6 protein-coding genes and 1 pseudogene are annotated in these 4,969 nt (G+C 69.3%); 5 read left to right on the plus strand and 2 right to left on the minus strand.

Annotated elements, in window-relative coordinates:
- Positions 1 to 284: 284 nt before the first annotated feature.
- The 4 genes and pseudogenes from JMF90_RS23835 (at position 285) to JMF90_RS23850 (ending at position 2,925) form a co-directional block, all read left to right on the plus strand.
- Positions 285 to 1,226, plus strand: a complete 942-nt coding sequence (locus tag JMF90_RS23835; protein WP_054928116.1) for a glyoxylate/hydroxypyruvate reductase A — start codon at positions 285 to 287, stop codon at positions 1,224 to 1,226.
- A gap of 29 nt (positions 1,227 to 1,255) precedes the next feature.
- A complete protein-coding gene (locus JMF90_RS23840) occupies positions 1,256 to 2,188 on the plus strand; it encodes a hydroxymethylglutaryl-CoA lyase (protein WP_012329350.1) in 933 nt (310 codons plus the stop codon).
- A 26-nt stretch (positions 2,189 to 2,214) separates the two neighbouring features.
- A pseudogene (locus JMF90_RS23845) lies at positions 2,215 to 2,722 on the plus strand (YbaK/EbsC family protein).
- Positions 2,719 to 2,925: a DUF1289 domain-containing protein gene (locus tag JMF90_RS23850; RefSeq protein WP_006477621.1), complete on the plus strand. Its 207-nt coding sequence runs from the start codon at positions 2,719 to 2,721 to the stop codon at positions 2,923 to 2,925. The pseudogene JMF90_RS23845 and the gene JMF90_RS23850 overlap by 4 nt, the downstream one beginning before the upstream one ends.
- 243 nt (positions 2,926 to 3,168) lie before the next feature.
- On the opposite strand, the gene JMF90_RS23855 is transcribed toward JMF90_RS23850, so the two are convergent.
- The gene (locus JMF90_RS23855) at positions 3,169 to 4,071 is read right to left on the minus strand and encodes a DMT family transporter (protein WP_054928117.1); all 903 of its coding nucleotides are present in this window, start codon (positions 4,069 to 4,071) and stop codon (positions 3,169 to 3,171) included.
- A gap of 112 nt (positions 4,072 to 4,183) precedes the next feature.
- Between JMF90_RS23855 and JMF90_RS23860 the strand changes: the two genes are divergently transcribed.
- A complete protein-coding gene (locus tag JMF90_RS23860; RefSeq protein WP_006477619.1) occupies positions 4,184 to 4,675 on the plus strand; it encodes an Lrp/AsnC family transcriptional regulator in 492 nt (163 codons plus the stop codon).
- Positions 4,676 to 4,739: 64 nt separating this feature from the next.
- Here JMF90_RS23860 and JMF90_RS23865 read toward each other — a convergent pair.
- Positions 4,740 to 4,969: alpha/beta fold hydrolase (locus JMF90_RS23865; RefSeq protein WP_374104256.1), on the minus strand; the 230-nt coding region annotated here is incomplete at its 5' end.

The following is a 4,969-nucleotide window of genomic DNA, read 5'->3' on the forward strand; positions in this document are numbered from 1 at the left end:
GGCGACCGAACCAATATTTTGTGCTTTGCTTTTGCTCGGCCGACGGCCCGGCGACCGTGCGAAACGCGGCCCGGGTCGAACGCTCGGCCCGCACGACGGCGCAATGCGCGGCGAAACCGTAGAATGTGGGCTTCCCGTCAGCTTCACACGGAACCGTCCCCGCGCCGACGCGCCGGGCCGGTCGTCAGGAGTCGCCCGATGTCCGCTACGTCCGCCGGCGCGCCGCGCCCGGCTCTACTCGTCGTTCCCGCGACGCACCTCGCCGGCGCGCGCGCCGTCACGCAATGAAGATCCTGTTCCATTCACCGCATCAGGACGCCGGCGCATGGCGCGACGAGATCGCGCGTGCGCTGCCGGAAGCCGAACTGCGCGCCTGGCAGCCAGGCGATACGGCCGCCGCCGACTACGCGCTCGTGTGGCGCCCGCCGCGCGAGTTGTTCGCGCCGCGCGACGGCCTGCGCGCGATCTTCAACCTCGGCGCGGGCGTCGATGCGCTGCTCGCGCTCGAGCACGCGCATCCGGGCACGCTGCCCGCGCACGTGCCGCTGGTGCGGCTCGAAGATTCCGGCATGGCGCAGCAGATGGTCGAATACGTGACGCACGCGGTGCTGCGCTACCTGCGCCGTTTCGACGAATACGACCTGCAACAGCGCGAACGCCGCTGGCAGCCGCTCGAACCGCATGCGCGCGCGAGCTTCACCGTCGCCGTCCTCGGCCTCGGCGTGCTCGGTGCGGCAGTCGCCCGCGCGCTCGCCGCGCTCGGCCTGCCGGTGCGCGGCTACAGCCGCAGCGCGAAGCAGCTCGACGGCGTCGCGACCTTCGCCGGCGACGGCGCATTCGACGCGTGCATCGACGGCGCGAAGGTGCTCGTCAACCTGCTGCCGAGCACGCGCGACACCGACGGCATCCTGTCGGCGCGCGCGTTCGCGCGGCTCGCGCCCGGCGCGTACGTCGTCAACGTCGCGCGCGGCGCGCATCTCGTCGAAGCCGACCTGCTCGACGCACTTGCAAGCGGCCAGGTCGCCGCGACCACGCTCGACGTGTTCCAGCACGAACCGCTGCCGGACGACCATCCGTTCTGGCGCGCGCCGCGCATCACGATCACGCCGCACAGCTCGGCCGAGACGCTGCGCGCGGAAGCCGTCGAACAGATCGCCGGCAAGATCCGCGCGTTCGAGCGCGGCACGCCCGTCAGCGGCATCGTCGACTACGCGCGCGGCTACTGAATTCCGCCTACACAAAACCGGAGACAACCATGACGTTCCCCACCGCCGTCAAGATCGTCGAAGTCGGCCCGCGCGACGGGCTGCAGAACGAGAAGACCTTCGTACCGACCGACGTGAAGATCGCGCTCGTCGACCGGCTGTCGCGCGCCGGCTTCCGCAACGTCGAGGCCGCGTCGTTCGTCTCGCCGAAATGGGTGCCGCAGATGGCCGACGGCGCCGACGTGATGGCCGGCATCGAGCGCCGCGCGGGCACCGTGTACTCGGTGCTCACGCCGAACCTGAAGGGCTTCGAGAATGCGGTCGCGGCACGGGCCGACGAAGTCGTGATCTTCGGCGCGGCGAGCGAGGCGTTCTCGCAGCGGAACATCAACTGCAGCATCGCCGAGAGCATCGCGCGCTTCGAGCCGGTCGCGAAGGCCGCGAAGGACGCGGGCCTGCGGCTGCGCGGCAGCGTGTCGTGCACGCTCGGCTGCCCGTACCAGGGCGAGGTGCCGGTCGCGTCGGTCGTCGACGTCGTCGAACGGTTCGCCGCGCTCGGCTGCGACGAGATCGACATCGCCGACACGATCGGCGTCGGCACGCCGAAGCGCACGCGCGAAGTGCTCGCGGCCGTCACGCGCGTGTTCCCGCGCGAACGCCTGTCGGGCCACTTCCACGACACCTACGGCCAGGCGCTCGCGAACATCTACGCGGCGCTGTTCGAAGGGATCGAGATCTTCCACGCGTCGGTCGCGGGCCTCGGCGGCTGCCCGTACGCGAAGGGCGCGACCGGCAACGTCGCGACCGAGGACGTGCTGTACCTGATGCAGGGCCTCGGCATCGAGACCGGCATCGATCTCGCGCAGGTCGTCGCCGCCGGTGATTTCATCTCGAACGCGATCGGCCGCGCAAACGTGTCGCGCGCCGGTCGTGCACTGCTTGCCAAGGCGCAGAGCGCGGCCGACGCCGCGAACTGCGTCTGATCATCTCGTTCCACGGATTCCCCGACATGACGACACCCGCTTCATTCGATTCCCCTCCCCGATTCCGCGCGACGCGTCGCGCTGCTGCTGCGCGAGCGCGGCCATGCGAAAGGCATCGTGATGCTCGCCGAAACCGGCAAGACGTCGGCCGAGGCCGCGGCCGGGCTCGGCTGCTCGGTCGCGCAGATCGCGAAGTCGATCCTGTTTCGCCGGCAGGCCGACGGCGCGCCCGTGCTGGTGATCGCGAGCGGCGTCAATCGCGTGGATGAAAGGAAGGTCGCCGAACGGGTCGGCCCGGTCGGCCGCGCGGACGCGAAATTCGTGCGCGACAACACCGGCTATGCGATCGGCGGCGTCTGTCCGATCGGCCATCTGGTCGAACCGGTCACGCTGATCGACGCCGACCTGCTCGCGCTCGACAGCCTGTGGGCCGCCGCCGGCCATCCGCACGCGGTGTTCAACCTGTCGCCGCACGAGCTCGTGTCGCTGACGGGCGCGCCGGTCGCGGACGTCGCGTTGCGGGAGTCCGCATGAGCGACGTGACGATGCCGGTCGCCACGGTCGCGTCGCCGTGCACCGACGTCTGCCGGATCGATCCGCGCACCGACTGGTGCGCGGGCTGCCTGCGCACGCGCGGCGAGATCAAGGGATGGCGTGAGTCGGACGACGACGCGAGGCGCGCGCTGCTCGCGCGGCTCGACGCGCGGCGGCGCCTGATCGCGGGCAGCGAGACATAAAAAAAAGCCGTTCAGCCTCACGGGCGAACGGCATCGAGATCGGAATCCTGTGAACGTGATCAACGTCACAGCCCGCATCATACGAGCGACGCGACCGCATCGCATCGGGTGTTTCCCTACAACTTCTTACAGCGCTTTTCACGGCTGCGCGCGACGTCATTTCGTGCGCAACCGTCGTTCCCGATACGCGCCCTCGACGGGCCGCCACGTCACCGTGCAACGGCGCCGAATCGTCTGACCGTTTCAGTTGCCGACCGCCGCGCGACGCGTGGGCACGATGCGCCAGCCGAGGTTCATGCCAGCCGCCGCGAGCAGGATCAGCAATGCGCCGAACACCTGCGTCCACGCGAGCGTCTGCCCGAACGCGACGCGATCGACGACGATCGCGACGACCGGATAGACGAACGACAGCGCACCCGTCATCGCGGTCGGCAGCTTCTGGATCGCGCCGTACAGCAGCACGTACATCAGCCCCGTGTTGACGATGCCGAGCACGATCAGGTCGAGCCATTGCCCGGCCGTCGCCGGCAACGTGTCGAAGTGCGCGAACGGTGCGAGCAGCAGGATGCCGAGGCCGACCTGCAGCAGTGCGAGCAGATGCGGCGGCGTGCCCTTCAGGTGCTTCGTGATGATCGACGAGATCGCATACAGGAATGCCGCGCCGAGCGACAGCGCGACGCCTTCCAGATATTCGCCGGGCACCGCGAGCACGGCCGGCTCGACGCGCACCACGAACACCAGCCCGGCGAACGCGAGCGCGAGCCACGCGAGCGTCGACGCGGTGATCCGCTCGCGGAACACGATGGCCCCGAGCGCGACGAGCATGAACGGCTGGGTGTTGTAGACGGCGGTCGCCATCGAGATCGACGCGCGCGAATAGGCGGCGAACAGCAGCAGCCAGTTCGCGACGATCGCGAGGCTGCCGAGCGTCACGAGCGCGAGCATCCGCGGCGAGAACAGCGAGCGGCGCAGGAAGCCGAACGCCGCGCAGACGATCGCGAGCGTCGCGGCGCCGAATATGCAGCGGAAGAACACGACATTGGTCAGCGGCTGCTGCGACGACATCACGAGCCAGCCGATCGTGCCGGACATCAGCATCGCGACGATCATCTCGGCGGCGCCGCGGCGAATTTCATTCGAGGCCATCATGAACTCCGTTGAAAAGCGGGGATGAGTTCGATTCTAGAAACTTGCTTTCGCCACAACCATGACTAAACTGAAGTGAATCCGCCAATTCACCTTCGAAAGCAAAGCGATCATGCCAAAACGCCTTTCCCCGCCCGCCGTCACGTCGCTCGACGCGACCGACCGCGCGATCGTCGCCGCGCTGGCCGACGACGCGCGCCTCGCGACCAGCGAACTCGCCCGGCAGATCGGACTGTCGGCGCCCGCGACCGCCGACCGCGTGCGGCGGCTCGAGGCGCAAGGCGTGATCGCCGCATTCACCGTCGAGCTCGATCCGCGCGCGCTCGGCTACACGCTGCAGGCGATCGTCCGCGTGAAGCCGCTGCCGGGCCAGTTGCATCTGGTCGAGGAGTTGCTGCGGCGGATTCCCGAGTTCGTCGAATGCGACAAGGTCACCGGCGACGACTGCTTCATCTGCCGGCTCTACCTGCGCACGATCGAGCATCTCGACGACATCCTGTCGAAGGTGACGGAGCGCGCGGAGACGAGCACCGCGATCGTGAAATCGACGCCCGTGCCGCGCCGCCTGCCGCCGCTCGTCGAGGACGACCACGCACACCGCTGAGCCGCGACGGCAAGCGTACATCCCTGAGCCGCGGGCGGCACGCGCCGCCCGCGCGCCCGCACCGTCATGCCGCCGCGTCGCGCGCCTCGAAGAACGCGAGCAGTTCGTCGATCAGCGCGGCGGGCGCCTCTTCCGGAATGTAGTGCCCGCAATCGAGCGCACGGCCGCTGACGTCGCGCGCGACGCGCCGCCATTCGTCGAGCGGATCGAAGCAGCGGCCGACGACGCCGTGCTCGCCCCACAGCACGCGCAGCGGGCACGCGACCTTGTTGCCGCGTTCGAGATCCGCACGGT

This window comes from Burkholderia sp. E168m23, assembly GCF_016586125.1.
Classification (GTDB): Bacteria; Pseudomonadota; Gammaproteobacteria; order Burkholderiales; family Burkholderiaceae; genus Burkholderia; species Burkholderia orbicola.